This is a genomic window from Brevibacillus parabrevis, assembly GCF_022701015.1.
In the GTDB taxonomy this organism is placed as follows: domain Bacteria; phylum Bacillota; class Bacilli; order Brevibacillales; family Brevibacillaceae; genus Brevibacillus; species Brevibacillus parabrevis.
Window position 1 is genome coordinate 3,137,740 of sequence record NZ_CP064090.1, and the last position, 21,128, is coordinate 3,158,867.

Sequence of the window (21,128 nt, forward strand, 5' to 3'; positions counted from 1 at the left end):
CATGTCCATTTTTAAAAGACTTCGCGATCTGACTATGTCCAATCTTTATGCCTTGATTGAAAAAGCGGAAGATCCAATTAAAATGACCGATCAATATTTGCGCGATATGCAAGAGGATTTGAGTGAAGCGGAAAAAGCGGTTGCTGCCCAAATCGCTCTGGAGAAAAAGTTCAAGGTGCTGTACGAAGAGCAGGAAGCGCTGGTGAAAAAGCGCGAAGAGCAAGCGCACGTGGCCGCTCAGGCGAAAAACATCGATCTGGCCCGCCGCGCTCTCGAAGAAAAGAAAGCCGCCGAGCAAAAAATGGCTGAGTACAAAGAGGCTTACGAGAAAAACAAGCTGGCTGCGGACGGGCTGCGCGACAAGCTGGCTGAAATGAAGAAACAGATTACCGATCTGAAAAACAAGCGCGAAACACTCGTGGCTCGCGTCAATGCTGCCAAAGCGCAAAAAACGATCAACCAGACGATGGCTGGATTCGACAGCAACTCTGCGATGGCAGGGCTGAAACGGATGGAAGAAAAAGCGTTGCAGATGGAGGCGGAAGCGGAAGCAAGCGGCGAGCTGTACAAAAAACAAAGCTCGCTCGACGACGAAATCGCGAAACTCTCCAAAGACCAGCAGGTGGAAGACGAACTGGCAGCGCTCATGAAAAAATACGAGGGGTAAACCGCTTCGGCGGGGCCCCTTTTTCCTTGAAAGGTTGAATGAGAAAGCACAGGCTTCGCCACGAAAAAGGCTGGCGAAGCCGCACTTTCTACTATCTTAGTTGCTGCGGGGGGATAGACGTGTCGTGGACACAATTGCTCGGAATGCTCGTGTGGACCGGAGCAGGCGGTATTTTGCTGTTTGTATTGATGTGGATTGACACGCTTTTTACGAAGTACAAGGATATGGCTGAAATCAAAAACGGGAACGTGGCCGTGACGACCCGGTTTGTCATGAAGCTGTTTGCGCAAGGTTATATTTTATCGCAATCGATCATGAACTCGAATGAATTGTGGAACGCCCTGTTGGCATCTGTGGTCTCATTTATTATTTTGCTCTTGTTGCAAAAAATCGCGGAAATTTTGTTGAAAAGCTTTGCCGGACTTGATCTGGAGCGTGGAACCCAGCAAGGAAAAGTCGCACACGCCATGGTGGCGGGATCATTCCACCTGGTCGGCGCCTTGATTCTGGGCGCACTGGTCTAAACCGGGCAAGGAAGGAGTAGGACCAGATGAGTTTGTTCAAGCGCATTCAAAATATATTTGCCAAGCATGAACCGCCTGCCCCGGAAAAGAGCATTTTGACGGTAGGGCCTGGCGACGTGGTGGAAGTCTCGCTCGTCACCTACCAGGTAACGGGAAAGTCGACCAATGCGAGCCGCAATGCGACGATGCTGACTTTGCAGGATGGAACGACCATCCGCTATTTATACATCGAAGAGCGCGAAAAAACGGTTTACCAGCTGTACACGGTCATCGACGGCAGACTGGATTCCGTAGATGAGGTGCCTACGACAATCGAAATGGACGATGTGACCTATCATCTGGAAGAACAGTACAACGGCAGAGTGCTCGTCGTCGGAAAAGCTCCGTTCCATACTTCCGGTGATCAGTACATCTGGCAGTTCCAATCCGATGGCCGCGAGCTTTTGCGGATCGAATGGCAGGACGGCAGATTCATGCTGTACGAGGGAGAGTCGGTTTTACCTGCGGATGTCCAGGTACTTCGCGGAACGTAAGGAGGAGTGAGCATGCCGAACCGTTGGATGAAATCGATCAAGCTCCTGCTGATTCCGGCGGTGCTCCTGCTTTTGCTGGCTGGCTGCGGAAGCCCCGGAATTGGCGAGAGCTACCCGCTTGAATCCGTCTCCACGAAGGACAAAGGGCAGACATCGCGCATTTATCGCGCCGAAAACAAGACGGTGCCGGAGGTAGCGCAGGAGCTTGCTGACCAAAAGCAGCCGGACGAGATTTCCAAAGAAGACGACCAACACATGTTTCTCGTCTATCCGGATGAGCTGTATCATGTGCAGCAAGATCAGGCGAAGCCGTCCGATACGCTGATTGAGGTCGACACGAAGGAGTACGTTCGGGAAAACTACGATTCATCCTTTTTGCAAGGATACATTTTGGCGAGTGTTCTCGACGATTTGTTCGATGGACACAAGAAAAGCTACAAAGGCAGCTACCGGGGCTACTCAAGCAAAGAGATTTACAAGCCCTCCGGCAGCTATCACGTCCCGAGCGAGGCAGAGAAAAAGGTTGCCCCGCCGATTACCAAAGAAGGAACGGGCAGCATCTTCAAGCGCAGCGACAGCAAAAAGAAAAGTGACAGCTCAGTCGGTCAGGATGGCAACCTGTTTAAAAAGCAGGACTCATCCTCTAGCGGAAGCAAAGGCAAAATTACCCGCTCCTCCGACGGCTCGTCTGTTTCCTCGAAGAGCTCCTCGATTTTTTCCAAGCCGAAAAGCAAATCACCGCCGCGAACAAAAGCAGGAAGCTCGGGGCGCATTACCAAACGCAGATAATCGTCACCCAAAACCCGCTGAGATGGCGGGTTTTTTTATGTTTGGCTCAGCGGACAGCGAAGTTTGCGGGAGATGCGCTGCTTGCGATCGACAAAACGGTCACGCCCGGTTCCGTTTTGTAATGAATTTTTCATAAAGCAAAGTATGGAAGCCCTTTGTCATTTGTAAGATGTAAAGTACGCGAAAAACAGCGGGAGAAAAGCGGAGCAACATTCGACTGATGAAAGCGATTACCAAAGCGGCTTTCTCGACTTTTGTTTGGCAATGACGAAAATATGATTGTTTATCGACAAAAGAAGAAGGGATGTGCATGCATCATTCGACAGTCTTTGTTAGCGGCATTCGCTATGATGACATTGTACATATACAAAGACGACAGACAAGTGGATAGCGGAAGGGAAACTTGGCGGAAAGGAGCGCATCACGATGCTGGAAAAAATTCTTGAATTGCGTGCACAATCCAAATCCATCGCACAAATTGCCCAAGAATGCGGCTTAACCATAGGCCAGGTGAAATATCGTTTGCAAAAAGACAGAGCGAAGGTGGAGAGTGTATCGGCAGAGAATCGACAGATGTCATCGCTGGCATCCCGACGAGAAGAAAATTGGCAACTGCCAGCTTTTTACGGACGCGATATCGTCAAGGTGATGGCGCAAAGTCCGACCGTGCTGTTTGTGTACTGGGAAATTACATGGCCGAGGATGAGGATGGTGGCATCGTATCTACAGGCAGACTTCCGGCAGATTCAAAAAGGGCTGCGCTTGTACGACGTGACAGAGCGGCTGTTTGATGGTCAAAATGCCCATTCTGTCCGGGATATTTACGTCTGCGAGGACGCGCATTCCTGGTATGTGAACGATGTGCTGCCAGGGCGCACGTACTTAATCGACTTCGGTCTATTTGAGCATGGCCGCTTTTGTCCGATACTGCGCTCGGATGTGGTCGTGACTCCTCGAAATACAAAAGCTGCCTGGGGCGAACCATTGGTGGAGCCAGCGTCTGATCGCTCTGCGCCTGCGTGGTTCGAAAACTTTTCCTCGTATTCACTCTACTCCAAAACATCCAAATAAGTGAGGTGTCAACTGTGCACAACGGTTATCTCTCCCTTGTGTTGCACGCTCATATGCCTTATGTACGACACGGGGACCGGGACGATCGCCTGGAAGAGCGCTGGATGTACGAAGCGATGCTGGAATGCTACATCCCGTTGCTCATGGTCTTCGACAAGCTCCTCTCGGACAAAATCGACTTTCGCATGACAATGGTGCTGTCCCCGACTTTGCTGTCCATGCTGGATGACGAGCTGATCGCGACACGGTTTCGCGCCTATCTCGCCAAAACAGTAGAGCTTGCAGGCAAAGAAGTAAAACATACGGCAAACAACCCGGCTGAACAGCGTATCGCCAAGATGTACCTGGAAAAGTTTCGTACTATCGCTTTATTTTGCAGCAAGCTCGATTATCGGCTGATAGAAGGCTTTAAACGTCTGGCAGACAGCGGCTGCCTGGAGCTGATCACATGCGCGGCGACACACGCTTTTCTGCCATATGTGGAGACAGAGGAAGCGATTTTGGCACAGCTGCGTACGGGCATGGACACGCACGAACGCATTTTGGGCAGGCGACCGCGAGGAATTTGGCTGCCGGAATGCGGCTATACGCCAGGGGTAGATCGGTTGCTCCGAGAGGTGGGGCTGCAATACTTTTTTGTCGATTCCCATACGATCGAACACGCGACACCACAGCCGCGCAGAGGCTTGCTTGCTCCGCTCGGCACGATGCACGGGGTGGTGGCTTTCGCCAGAGACGATGTCGCATCCCAGCAGGTGTGGAGCACTTTTGACGGCTATCCGGGCGATTATGATTACCGGGAATATTATCGGGATATCGGGTTTGACCGGGACATGGACTATATCGAGCCGTACATTCATCCCGCCGGAATCCGTATACATACCGGGTTGAAATACCACCGGATTACCGGACGAGACGTGGAAAAGCAGCTGTACGAACCTGACTGGGCACGGGAAAAGGCAGCCTCTCACGCGGGGCATTTCCTCTATCACCGCGAACGGCAAATCGAAGAGGCAGTTGCCTGGATGGACCGCAAGCCGCTCGTTGTCGCGACGTATGATGCTGAACTGTTTGGACACTGGTGGTACGAGGGTCCGCAATTTCTCGACTACTTGCTGCGCAAGACGGCATGCGATTCCCAGATTGTGAAGCTGATCACCCCGTCCGAATACTTGGACGAATATCAGGAACAAGACCTGGGGCATTTGCCGATGTCGACCTGGGGACGCAACGGCTACGGAGAAGTCTGGCTGAATGAAAAAAACGGCTGGCTGTATCGGCATCTGCATCAGGCGGAGCGCGATTTGATCGAGGTCGTGACGGCTTTTTACGAGCATAAGGGCCAGGAGCAAGAGCGTGACCAGCTTGCGAGCCGCGCCTTGAAACAGGCGGGCCGAGAGCTGATGCTTGCGCAAAGCAGCGACTGGGCGTTTATCATGGATGGTCAAACCGTTGTCGAATACGCTGTGCGTCGCACCCATGATCACCTCGCCAATATGCGGGAGCTGCTTGCGATGGTGCGCGAAGACCGAATGGATACAGAGAGATTGACACAGATGGAGACTGCCTTCCCGATCTTTCCCCACATAGATGAGACGTACTATTTGCCAAAAGAGGCGCATAGAGTGAACGTATCGCATCAACTGGTAGCGGCCAGCAAAGGCGCGGAACCTGCGGGAGTTGTCCTGATGCTCGCCTGGGAATTTCCGCCGAACGTGGTAGGCGGACTGGGTCGTGCCGTCTACGATCTCGCCCGTCATCTGGTTCGCCAAGGTGTTGCCGTGCACGTCCTGACCCGGGCATCGGATTGGAGCGTGGCGGAGGAAGTCATGGATGGTGTCCATGTACACCGTTTGCCTACGTACATTCCGGCAGAGCAGGAAGATTTCCTGTCATGGGTGTTCCAGCTCAATCTGGCGATGTCAGACGCGACGGAACAGCTGTGGAAAAACGGCGTCAGACCGGACGTGATTCACGCTCATGACTGGCTGGTCGGCTGGGCCGCCATGGAAATCAAGGAACGCTATTCGCTGCCGCTGGTCAGTACGATCCATGCTTTGGAGCACGGGCGGCATCAAGGGATTCATACGCCTTTGCAAGAGCGGATTCACAATAGCGAGCGCACTCTTGCGCACGCTTCGGATCGAGTCATTGTTTGCAGCCACTACATGGCGAATGAAGTGCAGCGTTTGTTCGACATTCCGCGAGCCAAACTGCGGGTGATTCACAACGGCGTCGATTTGGCGCAGCCGCCAGCATTCGATCAAAATCGATTGCGCGAAGAGCTGTCGATTGGCGACGGGCCGATCCTGTTTTTTGTCGGGCGTCTGGTCCAGGAAAAAGGGGTTCACCTTTTGCTGGAAGCGATGGCCAGGTTGCGCTACGACTTTGGTCATGTGACGCTGCTCATCGCGGGCAAAGGGCCGATGCAGGGGCAGTGGCAACAGCGGGCGGAAGAGATGGGGATTGCTGAGCGCGTGAAGTTCCTGGGCTTTGTCGATGATGCACGTCGAGATCAGTTGTTTTTGCTTGCTGATATCGCGGTCTTTCCCAGTTTGTATGAGCCATTTGGCATTGTGGCCCTGGAAGCGATGGCTTTGGGCGTGCCGATTTTGGCAGCGGACACGGGCGGACTGCGTGAAATCGTCAGACATGGGGAGAACGGAGCGACGATGTACGCCGGAAATCCGGAATCGCTCACCGATCAGCTGCGCTGGCTGCTGCAAGATCCGAAAAAGCGGCGGCAGATGGCGCAGACGGCGCAACATGACGTTTTGCAACATTACAACTGGACGTCTTTGGCGATCCAGACGATGGAGGAATACCGATTGCTCGGCGTTGCTTGCCTGGCCTTATCGGAGAAATAGACACTGACAGCGCATGATCGCAACGATGATGAAGGAGGAAGGAAAAAAGATGAAGGCAGTAATTATGGCTGGTGGTAAAGGTACGCGTCTACGTCCGTTAACGTCCCAAACTCCAAAACCAATGGTGCCACTCTTGAACCGGCCTTGCATGGAGTACACGATCGATCTGTTGAAGAAGCACGGAATTACAGAGATTGCCGTCACGCTCCAATACTTGCCTGATGTCATCCGCGATACGTTTGGTGATGGTTCGCGCTACGGTGTTTCTCTCGTGTACTTTGAAGAAACGACGCCGCTCGGAACAGCGGGCAGTGTGAAAAACTGCGCCGATTTTCTCGACGAACGGTTCATCGTCATCAGCGGAGATACGTTGACCGATATGGATCTGTCAGCAGCGATCCGTTTTCATGAGCAAAAAGAAGCGTTGGCTACGCTCATCTTGACCCGGGTGGAGACGCCGCTGGAATTTGGCGTGGTCATGACGGATGAACAGGGCCGGATCAATCGTTTTCTGGAAAAACCAAGCTGGGCAGAAGTGTTCAGCGATACCGTCAACACAGGGATGTACGTCTGCGAACCGGAAGTGCTTTCTTATATAGAAGAAGACAAAGAAGTCGACTTCAGCAAAGAAATTTTCCCCTTTTTCCTCCAGGAACAAAAACCGCTGTACGGCTATGAGGCGAGCGGCTACTGGTCGGATATTGGCTCGCTTGAAGTATACCGCCAGGCACAGTTTGATCTGCTGGATGGCCGTGTGAATCTGGAAATCAAAGCCCAGGAAATCGCCCCGCGCATCTACCTGGAAAATCACGTTCGCGTCGACTCTTCGGTACGTCTGGAAGGGCCGGTTTATATAAGTGAAAATGTACACTTGCAAGCGGGAGTAGCTGTGGGGCCTTATACGGTCCTGGGCAGCAACACGGTCGTTTCTTCCGGCAGCAAGCTTTCCCGCGCGATCTTCTGGGAAAATAGCGTGATCGGGAAAAAGACGGAAATTACCGGAACGACCCTTTGCAAAAATGTCCGACTCGCCGATTGCGTGCAAGCAGGCGAGGGAGCCGTCATCGGAGACAATTGCCAGATCGGAGCGAAATCAGTCGTGAAGGCAGGCGTCAAAATTTGGCCGGACAGAGAGGTGGGGGAAAGCGCAACGGTCACGACCTCGCTCATTTACGGCATGAAACAGACGAAAAACTTGTTCGGAAACAACGGGATCAAAGGGCTCGCCAACGTGGACATCACGCCGGAGTTTGTCACCCGGCTGGCTGCGGCGTACGCCTATTTGCAAAAGTCCGGCAGCAAAATTGCCCTTTCCGCGTGCTCGCATCCTTTTGCGCAGCTGCTCAAGCACAGCATCATGACGAGCTTGTGCTCCTCCGGCATTGATACGGTGGATTTTGGCGTCGGCAACTCCCCGCTCATCCGCTATGGTGTGCGCTCCCTCGGTTGCGTCGGCGGCATCCACGTGTTCATGAACGAAGCCTTAGACGAAAAAGAGATCGTCATCCAGTTCATCGATCAGACAGGACTGCCCATCACGCGTGATATGGAGCGGAAAATTGAAAATGCCTACTGGCAGGAGACGTACGTGCGCAACTTGCATCATTTGGGCGAGCTGCATGTCGAGCATCAAGTCCAGGAGGCGTACTTGCTGACTATGGCCCAGCAGCTGGATATGACGGCGATCCAGCGCCAGCGTTTTCACTTGCTGATCGACAGCGAAACCCGCTTTTTCCCCACGTTCCTCGCCCCGCTGTTCCACGAGATGGGAGTGACGGTGACGTATGGCGCGATTCAGGATGGCATCAGCAAAAAGAAAGCCGATCTGGGGATTCGGCTGGATAAGAACGGCGAAGCGCTGGCTCTGTTCACAGAAGAAGGCGCGAAGCTCTCTGCTGAACAGCTTCTGGCGTTGCAGCTTTTGGCATGCAGCGGCCGACATCAACGCATCGGTCTTCCTGTCAGTGCCCCGATGGAGCTGGAACATCTGGCGCAGCTTTTGCAGATCGAGGTCATCCGAACGAAGGTGACGCCGCGCTCCATGATGGAAGTGGCGGCGGAGGATCACTTCCATCCTTTGTTCGATGCCGTGTATAGTCTCATGAGCATCCTGTCCTATCTCGCCCAGGAGGAAAAGCCGCTTAGCCTGCTGCTTGAGCTGTTGCCTGCGTGCCACATGGAGCGGAAAACGGTGTTTTGCCCGTGGGGTGCGAAAGGCAAAGTGATGCGAAAAGTGCTGGAAGAGAACAAAGGCAAGCTGCTGGAGCTTGTGGACGGAATCAAAGTGTATGACACGAATGGCTGGGTACTGATTTTGCCCGACTCCGAGGATTCGCATGTCAAAGTCATTTCGCAGGGAGCGACAGCAGAGACAGCGGCAACACTCGCCTCGTCCTATGCGAGACGAATTGCGGAGTATCAGTGAGGATAAAGGGAATCGACAGCCTGAGTACGGGAAGGATGTGAAGGCATGCCGAGACCGCTCGTCGTCGGGAACGGAAGACTTTTGATCAATTTTGACGACAAGCTGCACATGCGCGATCTGTACTATCCGTATGTGGGCCAATTAAATCACGTCGGCGGACACTTCAGCAAGCTGGGAATATGGGTGCAGGGGCGCTTTTCCTGGCTCGATGAAGACGGCTGGACACGCAAGCTGGGCTACGACCGGGAATCGCTCGTCACAGATGTTCATGCCCATCATGAGCATCTGGCGGTTTCCTTGCAGATCGCAGACGGGGTGCACCAGCGCGATCCGATTTATTTGAAAAAAGTGTGCGTTCGCAATCATGCCAATGAAGTGCGCGAGTTCCGGCTGTTTTTCAATCACGATTTCAGCCTGAACGAGACGGAGGTAGGGGACACCGCGGTGTATGATCCCCGCCTCGGCACTGTGTATCACTACAAACGCAATGTGTACATGATGGCAAACGGGGTCACCCCGGAAGGCGGAATCAACCAGTACAGCGTCGGGATCAAGCGGTTCAACTACGCAGAAGGAACATGGCGAGACGCAGAAGACGGCCTGCTCGCGGGAAATCCGATTGCGCAAGGCTCTGTGGACAGCACGATCTCGTTTCGGATGGTGTTGCAGCCGCACGAGGAAAAAACGATGTACTACTGGCTGTGCGTCGGCGAATCGTACGACGCGGTGCGGACGCTGAATCAGTACGTGCTGGACAATGACCCGGACCGGCTGCTTGGTCGCGTCGCCGTCTACTGGAGGCGCTGGGTCAACAAGGAGGAGCGCGACTTCGCCGACCTGCCCCAGGAGATCGTCCATCTGTACAAGACCAGCTTGCTTCTGGTGCGGACGCAGATCGACCAGAACGGAGCGATTTTGGCGGCAAATGATTCCGACATCCTCCAGTTCAATCGCGACCACTACAGCTACATGTGGCCGCGAGACGGTGCCCTGATTGCCAGCGCGATGGCGAAAGCGGGGTATACGGGAGCAGTCGCTCCGTTTTTCCGCTTTTGCGCCGAGGCACTCAATGAGGAAGGGTACTTGCAGCACAAGTACAACCCGGATGGCTCTGTCGGCTCCAGTTGGCATCCATACGTGGTCGACGGGGAAATCCAGTTGCCGATTCAGGAGGATGAAACAGCTCTCGTTCTGTACGCGCTCTGGGAGCAGTACAAGAGCGGCAAGCAGATTGAAGACTGCCAGGCGCTGTATCCGACGCTGGTTCGTCCCGCTGCCCGCTTTTTGCTGGAGTACGTCCATCCTGCGTTGCAGTTGCCCAAGCCAAGCTATGATTTGTGGGAGGAGCGCCGCGGCATCTTCACGTTCACCAGTGCCACGGTGTACGCCGGGCTGATGGCGGCGGCGCGGTTTGCCCAACTGTTCGGAGATGACCGCCGACACAAGCGTTACGAGGACGGGGCGAAAAGCATCCGCGCTGCGATGGAAAAGCATTTGTACGATCCGGGAATCGGACGGTTTTTGCGGGGAATTTACGTGCGGCCCGACGGTGGCGTGGAAAAAGATTTCACTGTGGAGAGCAGCTTGCACGCCCTGTTTGCCCTCGATGTATTCCCTGTAGACGATCCGCGCGTGCAGCGCACGATGGAGGCTGTGAAAAAGAGTCTGCGCGTCGATACAGAGGTAGGCGGCTTCGCACGCTATCAGGGAGACTACTATTTCAAAAAGTCGCACGATGTTGCCAAAGTGCCGGGCAATCCGTGGATCATCTGCACGCTATGGGTAGCTGACTGGGAGATCGCCAAGGCAAAATCGCTCGACGAATTGCAGGAACCGAAAAACAGGCTCGCCTGGGTCGTGCGTCACGCGCTGCAAAGCGGCGTGCTGTCCGAGCAGCTTGACCCGTATTCGGGTGCCCCCGTATCGGTTGCGCCTTTGACCTGGTCGCACGCTACGTTCGTAGCTACTGTTCTGCGCTATTTGGAAAAAGTGAATGAGTTGCGCTAACGAGGGGAGAGATGGAGATGACGGCAATCCGTTTCGGTACAGACGGCTGGCGCGACATCGTGGCGGACGGCTTTACGATGGCTAATGTCCGCATCGTCGCACAAGCAATCGCCAGCTACACAAAAGAAGTCGGCCAGCAGGAGCAGCCGATTTTGATCGGATATGACACGCGCTTTCTCGGGAGACGGTTTGCGGAGGAGATCGCCAGTGTGCTCGCAGCGAACCGGATTCGTTCTTATTTGGTGAACGAGGCGGCTCCTACGCCAGCGGTCGCCTTCGGAGTCAAGCATTTTGCGGCCAGCGGGGCGATCATGGTCACCGCCAGCCACAACCCGCCCGAGTACAACGGGATCAAATACATTCCCGAATACGCCGGTCCAGCCACACCGGAGATCACGGCGAGGCTGGAAGCGTGGATCAGCGAGATCGCGTCTTCCGGTCAACCAGTGCAGACAGTCGCTTTGTCGGATGCCGCGCGCGACAGGCTGCTGCAAGTAATTGTGCTGCGACCTCACTACGAGGCCCATCTGCGGCGCATGGTCAACATGGATGTGTTGCGCAACTCCGCCCTGCATGTCGTCGTGGACGCGATGCACGGCGCAGGAATGGGCTACGTCAGCTCGCTGCTTGCGGAAGCCGGAGTCAAAACGGTGGGAATCCGGGAAACGCCGGACGCCGCTTTTGGCGGAGATTTGCCGGAGCCAAACGACAAGCACCTTGGCCTGTTGAAAAAAGAAGTGCTGGAGCGCAAAGCGTCACTCGGGCTGGCGAATGACGGTGACGCTGACCGCTTCGGAGTCGTCGACCGTTTTGGCACCTACATACCGCCTAACGATGTGCTTGTTCTTTTGACCCATCATCTGGTGAAAAACAGGAAGCTGACCGGGCGGATCGTGCGAACAGTTGCGACCACGCACCTGTTGGATCACATGGCCGAGCACTACGGGCTGGAGCTGGTAGAGACTCCTGTCGGCTTTAAATACATCGGAGAGCAAATGCGCCAAGGCGACGTCCTGATCGGGGGAGAAGAAAGCGGGGGAGCCAGCATCCTCGGCCATATCCCGGAAAAAGATGGCGTCCTGATCAATCTGTTGCTCACCGAGATGGTCGCTTTTGAAAATAAGGAGATCGACCAGATTTTGCGCGATGTGTACGATGAGTTCGGGGAGCTGTTCCATACGCGCCTCGACATGCGCCTGGCGGAAAAAGAAAAGTGGATTCAGCAGATGGTCACCACGCCACCGCAGCGGATCGGGCCATACGCGGTGCAAGGCATCAACCGGATGGACGGAATCAAGCTGCTGCTTGAGGAAGGGCACTGGGTACTGATTCGTCCTTCGGGCACGGAGCCGCTGGTGCGGATATACTGCGAGGCGACGAATGCGACAGCGCTTGCCAAGCTTCAGGAAGCGATCCGCGACTGGTTTTCGGAAATTAATGTATAAAAAAGAGCAAGAAAAGAGCGGAAGAACGGACGCCCAACAGCGCCGTTCTTTCTTTTGTATTTTCACTCTGTTTCGAGTTTTTTTTCGTACGGGGTTTTTTAAAAAAATTCATTTTGCTAGAATCATCTTATAGAAGTCGGTATTAGATGAAAGATGGGGACCTATGCGCATTGACCAAGAAGTGTTGGAAGCTTTTTTGCATGAAGTAAAAGTAGAAAGCCAGTCGCCGGATGATCCTGTCGTCGTTGTCCACACGCCCTATCCGTGGGAGCTGGTTGGGACAGGAAATTATGCCGCGGTTTTTGCCCATCCCGATTACCCGCGTGTGGTGATCAAGCTGTATGCCCCTGGCAGGCCAGGCTGGGAGAATGAAATCGAAGTGTACAAGAAGCTGGGCGAGACTCGTTCGTTCCCGGTCTTGTACGATTATGGCAAAGGCTATCTGGTGATCAAACGAATCAACGGCATTTCCTTGTTCGACTGCGTCCGTTTTGGGATTCCCATTCTGCCACAGGTGATCGAGGATGTGGAGGATGCGCTGGACGAAGCGCGCGAAAAAGGGCTGTTCCCACACGATGTCCACGGCAAAAATGTGCTGATGGATCAAGGGCGGGGGTACCTCATTGACGTCTCGGACTACTACAAGAACGTTCCGGACAGCAAGTGGCGGGACTTGCGCAAGGCGTACTACAAGATTTACCTTCCTTTTATGAAAGACCGCGGCTGGAAAGTCCCCCTGTGGGTGCTGAACGGAATCCGCAAAGGGTATCGGCTGTACAAAAAGGCAAGGCGCTTGTTCAGGTGAGCGCACTCTGGTAAAATGATCATTTGACATTGTGTTTGCATGGCTGCTCGAAGCAGGTGAAGGAGGACATTCCATTGTTGTATTTTCTGATTGCAGCAGGTATTATCGCGCTTGATCAATGGACCAAGCACCTTGTAGTAAATAATATGGAGAGGGGAGATTCCATCCCGTTGATCGCGGATGTGTTTCATCTCACCTCGCATCGCAACATGGGGGCGGCTTTTGGCATCCTGCAAAATCAGCGCTGGCTCTTTATTGTCATTACGATTGCTGTAGTAGTTGGCATTGTGTATTCCCTGATTCGCCTCGGGAAAAAACAGCCGCGAGCTTCTTTGGCGCTGTCGATGGTATTGGGCGGAGCGATCGGGAATTTCATCGATCGGGCCACAACCGGACAAGTCGTCGATTTTCTCGATTTCACCCTGATCAACTTCCCGATTTTCAATGTCGCTGATATGGCGATTACGATCGGTGTCGGTATTTTGCTGCTGGATGTCTTTCTCGAAGGCAGAAAAAGCGGACGGTAACCACCTGGATCGAAGTAACTTTGTGAGGAGACAAACATGAACGACACGCAATTGTTTGAACGGTATGATTGGAACGTTGAACCCGAGGATGCGACCGAGCGGATTGATAAATACATCACGCTGCAAAATGAAGATTGGTCCCGCTCGCAGGTGCAGGCATGGATCAAGGAAGGCCGCGTCACCGTGAACGGCGAGCCGATCAAGAGCAACTACAAGCTTCAGGCGGAGGACGAGGTCACACTGCGCGTGCCGCCGCCAAAAGAAATGGCGATCCAGCCAGAGCCGATGCCGCTGGAAATCGTGTATGAAGACAGCGATGTCGTGGTAGTCAACAAGCCGCGCGGACTGGTGGTTCACCCTGCTCCCGGCCATTACAGCGGGACGCTCGTGAATGGACTTTTGGCCCACTGCAAGGACTTGTCAGGCATTAACGGCGTGCTTCGCCCCGGTATTGTGCACCGGATCGACAAGGACACGTCAGGACTGTTGATGGTCGCCAAAAACGACAAGGCGCATATGGGATTGGCGGAGCAATTGAAGGAGCACACGGTGAATCGCACGTACGTCGCGATTGTCCACGGTGTCATTCCGCACGAGATGGGCACGATTGACGCACCGATCGGGCGCGATCCGAAAAACCGCCAACAGATGGCGGTCGTCTTCGAGAACAGCAAGCCGGCCATTACGCATTTTATCGTGCTGGAGCGCTTCAAGGAGTACACATTGGTAGAGTTGAAGCTGGAAACAGGCCGAACGCATCAAATTCGCGTTCATATGAAATACATCGGATACCCGCTGGCGGGCGATCCGAAATACGGTCCGAAAAACACGTTGGAGATCGACGGACAGGCACTGCATGCCAAGACGCTCGGCTTCACACACCCGCGTACGCAGGAACGGATGGAGTTTGAGGCGGACATGCCAGCGGACTTGACCGATATCGTGAATTTTCTCAGACAAGCGTAAAAGGCAGGGGAAGGCAAGTGCTGAAAAGATTGGCGCATGTGACACTGTACGTTCGCGATTGCGAGGAAGCTCTCGTCTTTTATACGGAAAAGCTCGGTTTTGAAAAACGGATGGATTCGCGCATGGACGATGGCTCGCGCTGGCTTACGGTCGGATTGCCGGGCCAGGAAGTGGAAATCGTCCTGCATGATCCGACGCACTGGCACCGCGAGGAAATTGCCCGCGAGATGCTCGCTGCGGTCGGCAAAAATCCGATGTGGGTCTGGGAGACAGACGATTTTTCCACTACCTACGAAACATTGCGCGGGCGCGGCGTGAAGTTCGTCAGCGAGCCTGTCGAAGTGATTTATGGCATGGAGGCGATTTTCGAGGATTTGTACGGCAATCGCTTCTTGCTGCTTTCACCCGCCAGCTTGTGATTGTACATAAACGCTGTATGATTCGAAAACGCTAGTAGAGAGCAACGAAACGGCTTTCTTCTGGCGTTTTTTTTGACGCAAACGATGTCGAGGAGGGGATAAGATGAGAGGGAAGTGGCGTAAGGCGGCTGCTGTTTTGACGATGCTTGGCATGCTGTCGGCAGCAGGCGGGCAGGCGATGGCGCAAGAACAGGTGAAGCTTCCGGAACGAGTGAACAAGGAAGTGAGCGTCCCGGCGCACGTAGCTTTTACGAGCAATCAGCATCTGTTTTTGCTGGACGGGCAGGATAAAAGCAAAGCGCCGAAGCAAATCACCAAAGACGGACTTGCCGAAATCGCAGGCTGGTCCGCTGACGGCAAATGGCTGTTGTTTGTGAAATACAAAGGAAACGACAACTATACGGAACCGGGCTATTTGTGGGCGGTTCGCGCGGATGGCAGCAAAGTGGTGCAAATCGATGACAGAGCGATTACCGGAAAGCCGAAATGGTCGCCGCAGAAAAATCAGGTGGCCTACACAGTCAATGTCGGTACAGCCGAACAGCCGCGCACTTTGTTCAGCATCAAGGAAGTGCGGGAAACCGGAGAGGTGCTCGCAACGAGCGAGACATCTGCTGCGTTTTTCGACTTCACCTGGATGCCGGACGGCGAAACGATCCTGACCTCGTGGGAAGCAGGAAAAAATCGCCCGATGAAGCTGGTGCTGCAAAATCTGGCGGGCAAACCTGTCGCTGCGTATCCGATCGCAGAGGCGCCGAATGTCGAAGATGGGATTTACGCCCTGGCTGCGACGAACATGAAAGTGTCGCCTGACGGTCAGCTCGTCGCCTATTACGTGCGCTACAACGCCGCTTCCTTGTCTGCGGACGGCGTGCCGATCCAATTGTTCAATCTGAAGCAGCCTGCGAAAAAGCCGCTCGAACTAGGCTCAGGCTTGGCCTACTCCCAGTGGCTGGCGTGGACGGCGAACAGCCAGCAACTCGCTTTTATTGACGGAAACGACCGGATGGCGACGGAAAACAAACACTTGAAGCTGTCCAGCCGCGATGGAAAAGTCGTTTCGGCGAGTCCGGCAGACAGTGTCGACACGTATCCCGTCTGGATGCAAAAGCCGCCGTACACGTTGTTTTTCTCCAGAGGAAAAGCGACGCCGTACGCTTTTGACCCGAAAAAGGTGATGGTGCCCGGTCAGCGTATCTGGACGCGAGAAGCAAACGGGGCAGAGCAGCCGTTGACGAAAGGCTCGCTGCAGACGGCTGATTACTATCCATCCCCATCTCCTGACGGCAAGCAGCTCCTGTTCTTGCGCCTCGCTTCCGCCGAGGACGGCTCCTTGTTCCTGCAAGCAGACGGAAAAGAAACCGAGCTAGTCAGAGGGATCACGGGCGACATCGGCTATTACGCCAATTACTTGCCGGAGTGGATCGCCGTCTATTGGAATAGTTAGATTTCTTGCCATTCCATTGACACCCGGCTTGTTTCGTGACATAATCCTATTTGACGAATGGAACCTTTAAATCCAGTCCCGTGAGGCTGGCAAGGGCACGGAATGACAAGCGAGGTCTAGCGCAAGCTGGCTTCCTTGTCCGAGGGCTTCTTGTCTCCTGACAAGGAGCCTTTTTTCGTAAAGCCACTGTTCCCGTCGAGGAGGGGATATCGAGATGATCAACAAAAGTGTCATCATGGATGAAGCGGCAATCCGCCGCGCGCTTACTCGCATTGCCCACGAAATTATCGAGCGAAACAAGGGTGTCGAGGACTGTATCATCGTAGGCATCAAGACCAGAGGAATTTACCTCGCAAAGCGTCTGGTCGAAAGAATCGAGATGATCGAGAACGTAAAAGTGCCAGTCGGCGAGCTGGACATTACCTTTTATCGCGACGATCTGCAACACAAATCGGAGGATGCGGTGTTGCAAGGCTCGCAGCTCCCCGATCAAATTACAGGAAAAACAGTCATTCTGGTGGATGACGTGCTTTATACCGGAAGAACGGTACGCGCCGCGCTGGATGCTCTGATTGACAGCGGCCGCCCGCGGATGATCCAACTGGCTGTGCTCGTTGACCGCGGTCATCGCGAACTGCCGATTCGCCCTGACTTTGTCGGGAAAAACTTGCCGACTGCGCGGACGGAAATCGTCGACGTGCAACTGGCTGAAGTAGACGTGATGGACATCGTGTCCATCCGACAGCTGATCTAACTGAATGAATCCTCTTTAACAGCGATCCCGTGAGGTCGACAAGAGGCAAGAAACTTCCCATGTGTATGGTGAAGCTAGCCTCTTTGTGTCCGCACAAAGAGGCTTTTTGTATGAACGAGGGAAGAAAATGAAACACAGGGGGAAAATAAGGCCATGAGCCAAAAACACTATGTTGATGTAGACGAAACACCACAGATTTCCAAGCTGCTGCCGCTATCCATTCAACACTTGTTCGCGATGTTCGGCTCTACGGTACTGGTGCCGATCCTGACCGGGCTCGATGTAGCGACGGCGCTGTTCACCAGCGGAATCGGCACGCTTTTGTTCCTCTGGATTACAAAAGGAAAAATTCCGAACTATCTCGGATCATCATTCGCCTTCATCGGCCCGATCATCGCCGTAACGGCCTCGCACGGAGTAGGCACTGCACTGCTCGGCTGCTTCTTGTCCGGGATCGTGTACATCATCGTCGCGGGCATTGTGAAAAAGGCAGGCGTCAAGTGGCTTGACAAAGTGCTGCCTCCGGTTGTGATCGCCTCGGTCATCGTCGTCATCGGACTGAGCCTGGCTGGTGTAGCGGTAGACATGGCAACGAAGGTAACGATAGATGGACAGTCGCAAATGTCTCTGACCTCCATCGAAATTTCTCTGGTGACGATGCTGATCACCATTTTGGCAGCGGTTATGCTGCGCGGCTTCCTCGGACTCATCCCGATCCTGATCGGAATTATCACAGGGTATGTATACACGCTGATTCGTCACCCGGAACTGATTGACTTTCAAAAGGTTGTTACAGCCGACTGGTTCGTTGCGCCACCGTTCAAGTTCGGTGAAGTAATGGGTGTGATCGGCAACGGATCTGCCTGGATCGCCGCACTGGTTATCGCGCCAGTCGCATTCGTCACACTGGCAGAGCATCTGGGCCACTTGTTGGTAACAAGCAAAGTCATGGATCGTGACCTGATGAAAAATCCAGGTCTGCACCGCAGCTTGCTCGGTGACGGAATTGCCACTTCGCTGGCCGCGTTCATCGGTGGGCCGCCAGCGACAACGTACGGCGAAAACATCGGGGTATTGGCCATCACTCGTGTGTACAGCAAAGTAGTCATCGGTCTGGCAGCCGTCTTCGCCATCCTGTTCGCCTTCATCGGCAAAATCAGCGCGCTGTTGATGACGATTCCGACTCCGGTGCTTGGCGGTGTGTCGATTATCCTGTTCGGGATTATCGCGGCACAAGGTTTGCGGATGTACGTCGAACACAAAGTAGACTTTGCCAATAAACGCAACATGATTGTCGCCGCTGCGATTCTCGTCACCGGGATCGGCGGATACAAGATCAGCTTTGCAGGTGGAGGTCTTTTCAGCGACCTGACCATTGACAATATCGCATTCTCTACCTTCCTGGGAATCTTCCTGCACCTCATCCTGCCTGGCAAAGAGTCGGCGATGGGGGAAGCATCCCGCGAAGACGAAAAACAAATCGCGTAAACGTTCCCCATTCCTTTAAATCCAGTCCCGAGAGGCTGGCAAGGCATAGAACGCTGTTTTGGCTGCCCAAAATCGGCATCCGTCCGGCTTCTTGTCTCTGCTACCTCTCTATAGGTAACGTGAGTCAAGAAGCTTTTTCTTTCGATAAATCAGATTAACCGGAGGGATTTTCGATGAACAACCTAGCGCACCTGATTGGCTTGAAAGACTTGTCCAAACAACAGTTGGTCCAGCTTTTGGACCGCGCGCAATACTGGGCGGCTAGACCCAGTGAGCAAGCAGACATCCTGCGCGGCCGCTTCGTGGCGAATCTGTTCTTTGAAGCCAGCACCAGAACCCGCTTCTCTTTCGAAGTAGCTCAAAAGAGACTCGGCGCACATGTGTTGAACTTCATCCCGGAAACCTCCTCTACAGTAAAAGGCGAGACGGTGTATGACACGATCCGCACGCTGGAAGCGATGGGCGTGGAGGCTGCGGTGATCCGTACGAAAAAGGAAGGGCTGTTGCAGGAGCTGGCGCAGACGGTAGACATGAAGCTGGTCAACGCCGGAGACGGGACAAACGAGCATCCGACCCAATGCCTGCTCGACCTGCTGACGATGAAACAGCAGTTCGGCATGCTGGAGGGCTTGACGGTGGCGATCATCGGCGACTTGCGCCATAGCCGCGTGCTCGGTTCGCACCTGCACGCCATGCCTAAGCTGGGAATCAATCTGCTGCTGGCTGGTCCGCCTGCGATGATGCCAGCGGATATCCCGCAAGGCGTCAAAGTAGTGAGCATGGAAGAAGCGATCCAAACTTCAGATGTAGTCATGATGCTCCGCGTCCAGCTGGAGCGCCACACCGAATCGCTCTACACTTCCAAGGAAGAGTACCACAAAGCATTCGGGCTGACGCTGGAGCGGGCGACCATGATGAAGCAAGGCGCGGTCATCATGCATCCGGCTCCTGTCAATCGCGGAGTCGAGATTCACACCGACCTGGTAGAATGCGAAACATCCTTGATCCAAAAACAAGTAACCAATGGAGTCGCAGCGAGAATGGCTGTACTGGAAACTCTGCTGAAAGGGAGCGATACAAAATGGGAACCATCCTTGGCAACGGCAACGTACTAAATCAGGCGGGAGAACTGATCCCGGTAGAAATATTGGTGGAAGAGGGACGAATCGCAGCGATGGGAGAAAGCCTGCCGCGCGAAGGTCATGACTGGGTAGATTGCAAAGGCGGAATGATCAGTGCGGGATTGATTGATGTCCACGTCCACCTGCGCGAGCCGGGTTTTGAACATAAAGAAACAATCGAGACAGGAGCGACAGCAGCCGTGCGTGGCGGCTTCACCACGATCTGCTGCATGCCGAATACCCGTCCTTCCATTGACAGTGTGGAAACAGTGACCTCGATCCTGGACAAAGCGCGTGCAGCCGGAAAGGCCCGCGTGATTCCTTACGGCGCGATCACCGTACGCCAGCTGGGAAAAGAACTGACAGACTTCGCAGGCTTGAAGGAAGCGGGAATTTTTGCACTGACAGATGACGGTGTCGGCGTGCAGTCCACGGCGATGATGAAAAAAGCGATGACAGCAGCAGCTGAGCTGGGAATTTCGATTGTCGCCCACTGCGAGGACGAAGACCTGCTGATTCCGGGAGCAGCCTTGCACGACGGCGTGGTCGCAGCGCGCCACGGACTGCCTGGCATTCCGTCCGAATCCGAGTCCATCCACGTCGGACGCGACATTTTGCTCGCGGAACAGACAGGTGTGCACTACCACGTATGCCACATCAGCGCAAAAGAATCTGTAAGACTCGTGCGCGACGGAAAGCGTGCAGGTGTGAACGTCACTTGCGAAGTAACGCCACACCACTTGCTGCTGTGTGACGAGGACATCCCGGAAAATCTGGATACGAACTGGAAAATGAATCCGCCGCTGCGTTCCCGCGAGGATCGCGCAGCGCTGATCGCCGGGCTGAAAGACGGCACGATCGACATGATCGCGACAGACCACGCTCCACATACGCAGGAAGAAAAAGCAAACGGCATGGCTCGCGCGCCATTCGGCATCGTCGGTCTGGAAACAGCTTTCCCGCTGCTTTACACCAACCTGGTGCAAACAGGCGAGCTGACGCTGCAAAGACTGGTTGAGCTGTTGACTGTACAGCCAGCGAAAGCTTTCGGACTGTCGGCCGGACGTTTGGAAGTAGGCGCGGTGGCAGACTTGACTGTCATCGACCTGGAGACAGAAAAGAAAATTGATCCGACAACCTTTGCCAGCAAAGGAATCAATACACCGTTTACGGGATGGGCGTGCAAAGGCTGGCCGATCCTAACACTGGTAGACGGCAAGATCGTACATCAAGGCGTGTAAAACGACTCAGCCTGTCAACTAGCAAGCGAGCG

The 21,128-nt window shown here is 54.2% G+C and carries 18 protein-coding genes; all 18 read left to right on the plus strand.

The window, feature by feature from the left end:
• Window position 1: 1 nt before the first annotated feature.
• The 18 genes from IRJ17_RS15025 to IRJ17_RS15110 all read left to right on the plus strand — a co-directional run bounded on the left by IRJ17_RS15025 (window position 2) and on the right by IRJ17_RS15110 (window position 21,096).
• On the plus strand, window positions 2-667 hold the full coding sequence (locus tag IRJ17_RS15025) for a PspA/IM30 family protein (RefSeq protein ID WP_122965034.1): 666 nt from the start codon (window positions 2-4) through the stop codon (window positions 665-667).
• 119 nt (window positions 668-786) lie between these two features.
• Entirely contained in the window at window positions 787-1,191 is a 405-nt protein-coding gene (locus IRJ17_RS15030; protein ID WP_063230428.1) for a DUF350 domain-containing protein, read from the plus strand.
• A 26-nt stretch (window positions 1,192-1,217) separates the two neighbouring features.
• A complete protein-coding gene (locus tag IRJ17_RS15035) occupies window positions 1,218-1,724 on the plus strand; it encodes a DUF4178 domain-containing protein (protein WP_063230429.1) in 507 nt (168 codons plus the stop codon).
• 12 nt (window positions 1,725-1,736) lie between these two features.
• Window positions 1,737-2,513, plus strand: coding sequence for a DUF4247 domain-containing protein (locus IRJ17_RS15040; RefSeq protein ID WP_122965035.1), 777 nt, complete (start codon window positions 1,737-1,739; stop codon window positions 2,511-2,513).
• A gap of 426 nt (window positions 2,514-2,939) precedes the next feature.
• Window positions 2,940-3,584: a DUF4912 domain-containing protein gene (locus IRJ17_RS15045; RefSeq protein WP_122965037.1), complete on the plus strand. Its 645-nt coding sequence runs from the start codon at window positions 2,940-2,942 to the stop codon at window positions 3,582-3,584.
• Window positions 3,585-3,598: 14 nt separating this feature from the next.
• The gene (locus tag IRJ17_RS15050) at window positions 3,599-6,451 is read left to right on the plus strand and encodes a 1,4-alpha-glucan branching protein domain-containing protein (RefSeq protein WP_242770994.1); all 2,853 of its coding nucleotides are present in this window, start codon (window positions 3,599-3,601) and stop codon (window positions 6,449-6,451) included.
• A 49-nt stretch (window positions 6,452-6,500) separates the two neighbouring features.
• Window positions 6,501-8,876: a sugar phosphate nucleotidyltransferase gene (locus tag IRJ17_RS15055; RefSeq protein WP_242770996.1), complete on the plus strand. Its 2,376-nt coding sequence runs from the start codon at window positions 6,501-6,503 to the stop codon at window positions 8,874-8,876.
• Between the two features lie 45 nt (window positions 8,877-8,921).
• Window positions 8,922-10,883 carry a glycoside hydrolase family 15 protein gene (locus IRJ17_RS15060; protein ID WP_173597052.1) on the plus strand — a complete coding sequence of 654 codons (1,962 nt, stop codon included), beginning with the start codon at window positions 8,922-8,924 and terminating at the stop codon, window positions 10,881-10,883.
• 11 nt (window positions 10,884-10,894) lie between these two features.
• The gene (locus tag IRJ17_RS15065; RefSeq protein WP_122965040.1) at window positions 10,895-12,328 is read left to right on the plus strand and encodes a phosphoglucomutase/phosphomannomutase family protein; all 1,434 of its coding nucleotides are present in this window, start codon (window positions 10,895-10,897) and stop codon (window positions 12,326-12,328) included.
• A gap of 163 nt (window positions 12,329-12,491) precedes the next feature.
• A complete protein-coding gene (locus IRJ17_RS15070; RefSeq protein WP_173599275.1) occupies window positions 12,492-13,133 on the plus strand; it encodes a serine/threonine-protein kinase in 642 nt (213 codons plus the stop codon).
• Window positions 13,134-13,207: 74 nt separating this feature from the next.
• Window positions 13,208-13,660 (plus strand): signal peptidase II, encoded by a 453-nt coding sequence (gene lspA / locus IRJ17_RS15075; RefSeq protein ID WP_063229926.1) that lies wholly within the window; start codon window positions 13,208-13,210, stop codon window positions 13,658-13,660.
• 36 nt (window positions 13,661-13,696) lie between these two features.
• Complete coding sequence (locus IRJ17_RS15080) at window positions 13,697-14,626, plus strand: RluA family pseudouridine synthase (protein ID WP_242770998.1); 930 nt, start codon at window positions 13,697-13,699, stop codon at window positions 14,624-14,626.
• Window positions 14,627-14,643: 17 nt separating this feature from the next.
• Window positions 14,644-15,045 carry a VOC family protein gene (locus tag IRJ17_RS15085; RefSeq protein WP_122965043.1) on the plus strand — a complete coding sequence of 134 codons (402 nt, stop codon included), beginning with the start codon at window positions 14,644-14,646 and terminating at the stop codon, window positions 15,043-15,045.
• Window positions 15,046-15,148: 103 nt separating this feature from the next.
• Window positions 15,149-16,492 carry a TolB-like translocation protein gene (locus tag IRJ17_RS15090; protein ID WP_242771000.1) on the plus strand — a complete coding sequence of 448 codons (1,344 nt, stop codon included), beginning with the start codon at window positions 15,149-15,151 and terminating at the stop codon, window positions 16,490-16,492.
• A gap of 214 nt (window positions 16,493-16,706) precedes the next feature.
• A complete protein-coding gene (gene pyrR / locus IRJ17_RS15095) occupies window positions 16,707-17,246 on the plus strand; it encodes a bifunctional pyr operon transcriptional regulator/uracil phosphoribosyltransferase PyrR (protein WP_063229922.1) in 540 nt (179 codons plus the stop codon).
• Between the two features lie 153 nt (window positions 17,247-17,399).
• Window positions 17,400-18,734: a solute carrier family 23 protein gene (locus IRJ17_RS15100; RefSeq protein WP_242771003.1), complete on the plus strand. Its 1,335-nt coding sequence runs from the start codon at window positions 17,400-17,402 to the stop codon at window positions 18,732-18,734.
• Window positions 18,735-18,907: 173 nt separating this feature from the next.
• Entirely contained in the window at window positions 18,908-19,849 is a 942-nt protein-coding gene (locus tag IRJ17_RS15105; protein WP_122965046.1) for an aspartate carbamoyltransferase catalytic subunit, read from the plus strand.
• On the plus strand, window positions 19,816-21,096 hold the full coding sequence (locus IRJ17_RS15110) for a dihydroorotase (RefSeq protein WP_242771006.1): 1,281 nt from the start codon (window positions 19,816-19,818) through the stop codon (window positions 21,094-21,096). Before IRJ17_RS15105 ends, IRJ17_RS15110 begins: the two co-directional genes overlap by 34 nt.
• Window positions 21,097-21,128 lie beyond the last annotated feature (32 nt).

Bases quoted from the DNA above. Each gene is read 5' to 3' on its own strand.
- IRJ17_RS15025 (WP_122965034.1), top strand. From the start codon at position 2: ATGTCCATTTTTAAAAGACTTCGCGATCTGACTATGTCCAATCTTTAT.
- pyrR (WP_063229922.1), top strand. From the start codon at position 16,707: ATGATCAACAAAAGTGTCATCATGGATGAAGCGGCAATCCGCCGCGCG.
- IRJ17_RS15110 (WP_242771006.1), top strand. From the start codon at position 19,816: ATGGGAACCATCCTTGGCAACGGCAACGTACTAAATCAGGCGGGAGAA.
- IRJ17_RS15045 (WP_122965037.1), top strand. From the start codon at position 2,940: ATGCTGGAAAAAATTCTTGAATTGCGTGCACAATCCAAATCCATCGCA.
- IRJ17_RS15055 (WP_242770996.1), top strand. From the start codon at position 6,501: ATGAAGGCAGTAATTATGGCTGGTGGTAAAGGTACGCGTCTACGTCCG.
- IRJ17_RS15070 (WP_173599275.1), top strand. From the start codon at position 12,492: ATGCGCATTGACCAAGAAGTGTTGGAAGCTTTTTTGCATGAAGTAAAA.
- IRJ17_RS15040 (WP_122965035.1), top strand. From the start codon at position 1,737: ATGCCGAACCGTTGGATGAAATCGATCAAGCTCCTGCTGATTCCGGCG.
- IRJ17_RS15065 (WP_122965040.1), top strand. From the start codon at position 10,895: ATGGAGATGACGGCAATCCGTTTCGGTACAGACGGCTGGCGCGACATC.
- IRJ17_RS15080 (WP_242770998.1), top strand. From the start codon at position 13,697: ATGAACGACACGCAATTGTTTGAACGGTATGATTGGAACGTTGAACCC.
- IRJ17_RS15060 (WP_173597052.1), top strand. From the start codon at position 8,922: ATGCCGAGACCGCTCGTCGTCGGGAACGGAAGACTTTTGATCAATTTT.
- IRJ17_RS15100 (WP_242771003.1), top strand. From the start codon at position 17,400: ATGAGCCAAAAACACTATGTTGATGTAGACGAAACACCACAGATTTCC.
- IRJ17_RS15035 (WP_063230429.1), top strand. From the start codon at position 1,218: ATGAGTTTGTTCAAGCGCATTCAAAATATATTTGCCAAGCATGAACCG.
- IRJ17_RS15090 (WP_242771000.1), top strand. From the start codon at position 15,149: ATGAGAGGGAAGTGGCGTAAGGCGGCTGCTGTTTTGACGATGCTTGGC.
- IRJ17_RS15105 (WP_122965046.1), top strand. From the start codon at position 18,908: ATGAACAACCTAGCGCACCTGATTGGCTTGAAAGACTTGTCCAAACAA.